At 42.9% G+C, this 3,190-nt stretch carries 2 protein-coding genes; both read right to left on the bottom strand.

Features of this window, described 5'->3' with window-relative positions; translation table 11 throughout:
- Positions 1 to 18 precede the first annotated feature (18 nt).
- Positions 19 to 2,559: a multicopper oxidase domain-containing protein gene (locus R2S57_RS30175; RefSeq protein ID WP_316848622.1), complete on the bottom strand. Its 2,541-nt coding sequence runs from the start codon at positions 2,557 to 2,559 to the stop codon at positions 19 to 21.
- A gap of 99 nt (positions 2,560 to 2,658) precedes the next feature.
- Positions 2,659 to 3,024 carry a hypothetical protein gene (locus tag R2S57_RS30170; RefSeq protein WP_316848621.1) on the bottom strand — a complete coding sequence of 122 codons (366 nt, stop codon included), beginning with the start codon at positions 3,022 to 3,024 and terminating at the stop codon, positions 2,659 to 2,661.
- Positions 3,025 to 3,190: the final 166 nt, after the last annotated feature.

The following is a 3,190-nucleotide window of genomic DNA, read 5'->3' as shown; positions in this document are numbered from 1 at the left end:
ACTTTCCTAAAATAATGATTAATAATTAAAGGTAAATCCGCCCCCAAGGCCCATGTCGCTATCGTAGTGGGTAGAAATTGCAATATATTTCGTTAATATATACCGAAGGCCAGCGGCATATTCCTTGTCGGTATTGACCATGAAATTGGCACGCAAACGTTTAGAAACCGGGATATCTTCTCTTCCCAATTGAAACCTCAGCTTTCCGTTGCCATCTATCCTGGCGTCGGCAACCAAGAGCATGGGTAGGGTATAGGCAATACCGGCAATAATGGTTTTTCTGTTTTCTTTATTGCTGATCTGACCGAACATATTGCGCTCATCACTCCCAAAGATGTTTTTTTCATCTGGATTAAACTTTTTGTAATGGTAATCGAAGCCCACATATGGAAACAACCATTGGTTTCGGCCAATGTATCTGCCGAGCATGGTTTCACTTTCGTATCCCATCATGGCGTTGGTGCCTAAATGCCACATGGTATTGAGCGACCAGCGGGTTTGCGCCAACATTAACTGTCCGTCGCTACCGCTGCTTTCTATGCCGACACGGCCCATCAGGTGAGGCATCCGGTCGTCCCAGAATAATTTGCGCTGGGCCAGTTTTGGATCTGGTACATCTGGGTTTGGTGCAGAATTTTCATAACTAAACACCCTGCCCATGCCGCTCATCATATGGTATAAAATGTGGCAGTGAAAAAACCAGTCTCCTCCTGCTTCAGTGGCAGCAAATTCAATGGTATCCCTTTCCATCGGCATAATATCGAGTACATTTTTCATGGGTGCGTTTTCTCCCTGCCCGTTAATTACCCTGAAATCGTGGCCATGCAAGTGCATCGGATGGCGCATCATGCTGTTGTTGTAGAGGATGATCCTTAAATTCTCTCCCTTTTTGATCAAAATCTTATCTGATTCTGAAACTGTTTTATTATCTAAAGTCCATACATACCTGTTCATGTTACCCGTAAGGTCGAATTTTAACGTTCTTACCGGCCCTTTAGGTAAAGTTGTTTTGTTGGGGTCGCGCAACATATTGTAATTGAGGGTAATGATATCGGCTGATTCAGCTTCCATATTCATTCCCATCATATCATCGGTTTTTGTTGTTTTCGTGCCGTTTTCTGGATCTGTAATTTCAGGATACATTACGGCATTCATATCCATGATCTGATTCTGCATTTTCATGCCCTTCATTTCTACCATGTTGCCGTTCATGTCCATCATGCCGTTCATCATCTTCATGCCTTCAAAATATTTTAGTTTGGGCATTTTTCCTGCCGATACCTTTTCTCCCTTGCCAAGCCATAAGGAGGCAGATTTGGTTCTGTCTTCGGGGGTGACCAAAAATTCATAACTTTTATTTTCAGGAATGGTGACCACCACATCATAAGTTTCCGATACCGCAATGATCAGCCGGTCTACCTCCACAGGTTCTACATCGTTACCATCTGTTGCAACCACGGTTATTTTTCCGCCAGCATATTTGAGCCAGAAATAAGACGATGCTCCTGCATTCGCAATGCGTAACCTCACTTTGTCACCCGCTTTAAACTGGGACTGAGTATTTTCGTTCTGCCCGTTAATCAGGAATTTATCGTAGTACACATCACTTACGTCCATGGCATTCATTCTTTTCCACTCATTGGCCACCTTGGTTTTAAAATTTCCAGTGCGGATGGCCTCCGCATAACTTTGGGTAGTGCCTTTCTGGATGGAAAACCAATCGGTTGCCGCATGTAAACTCCTTTGTACTTCCATCGGATCCATATTGGTCCATTCGCTCAATACCAATGGGATAGAGGGGATATCCCATTCCTTCCTTTTTTTGATGATAAATGCACCATACATGCCAATTTGTTCCTGAAGCCCAGTATGGCTATGATACCAATGTGTACCATGTTGTATAATCGGGAATTTGTATAGATGTGTAGCCCCGGGTTTAATCGGCATCTGCGTCATGTTGGGTACACCATCGTATCGGTTAGGCAAAAATAGTCCGTGCCAATGTAAGGAGGTTGTTTCCTTTAAATTGTTGTGTACATAAATTTCTGCGGTATCGCCTTCAGTAAAGGTGAGGGTGGGCATAGGGATGCTTCCGTTTACGGCAATGGCATGTTTTGCTTTGCCTGCGTAGGTCACGGTTGTATCTGCAACATACAAATCGTAACGTACTGTTCGGGGTGGATTATTAGTTGACAGGGTTTTGATGGGGCCCAGGTTCGCCTTTGCTTTTTTGATGTTATCCAGCGTAGCGGAACGTTTGCCCATGGCCATATGGTCCATTTCTTTCATTTCCATCGCAGCATCCTTTTTGTCATGTTGCATACCGGGCATGTCCATGTGTTCTGTTTTGCCTTTCGGTGCCGTTTCCTTTTTTGGAATCAGTTTCATGCCACATTTTGGGCAGTTTCCAGGTTTGTCCGATATCACTTCTGGATGCATCGGGCATGTGTATTTTGAGGCAGCTGGTTTTTCCTGGGCTGGCATTTTCATGCCTTTCATGTCCTGGGCAGAAACCGCCAGTGTGCAGCTCATTAAAATGCTGAATATTATATTTTTCATCTGTATATTATTATTAATGTCGTAAAAATTGTTGTGTGGCACACCGCCTGTGTTTATTTCTTCAGCTCTTTATAAAGATGGATCAGAATAACATTAATACTACAGTTGAAAACTTCGGATAGATACCCTGATATCGGGATGTGGCAGGTGAAAACTGTGCTGTCCGATGGGGTAGGGATTTACAGCAAGGATTTTTTCTTTGAAAATAAAGCCATAGTTCGATAGAACTGGGATTAAGAACGGGGATTTGAGATTTATTTTGAGATCATCGGGAGCCAGTTTACCCTGAACAATAAGATTATTCGATATGGTTTTACAGCAGGAATCTTCTTTTTCAATCACTTTAGAAGGGCTGTTTTTGTCAGGAGCATTAACGTCGATTTTGTGGTGAAGTCCGGCAAGGTGTTTATGCCCACCGCTTTCCATAAATAAGGAACATCCAAAACCAACCACGGTGTTGAACATGAATATAAAAAGAAGGAAGAGTGCTTTAGCTTTCATCGCACAACAAACCTATGGAAAGAGGAAGGAAGAAGTTTATATAATTTTTGGTAAATCTTATATCATTAAGGAAGGAAGGAAGGAAGGAAGGAAGGAAGGAAGGAAGGAAGGAAGGAAGGAAGGAAGGAAG

Origin of the sequence: Pedobacter psychrodurus (assembly GCF_032678585.1) — a bacterium.
GTDB lineage: Bacteria > Bacteroidota > Bacteroidia > Sphingobacteriales > Sphingobacteriaceae > Pedobacter > Pedobacter psychrodurus_A.
This window is presented reverse-complemented; position numbering and strand designations above follow the sequence as displayed.

Excerpts from the sequence above, each read along its gene's own strand:
- R2S57_RS30175 (WP_316848622.1), bottom strand. The coding sequence starts at position 2,559 with ATGAAAAATATAATATTCAGCATTTTAATGAGCTGCACACTGGCGGTT.
- R2S57_RS30170 (WP_316848621.1), bottom strand. The coding sequence starts at position 3,024 with ATGTTCAACACCGTGGTTGGTTTTGGATGTTCCTTATTTATGGAAAGC.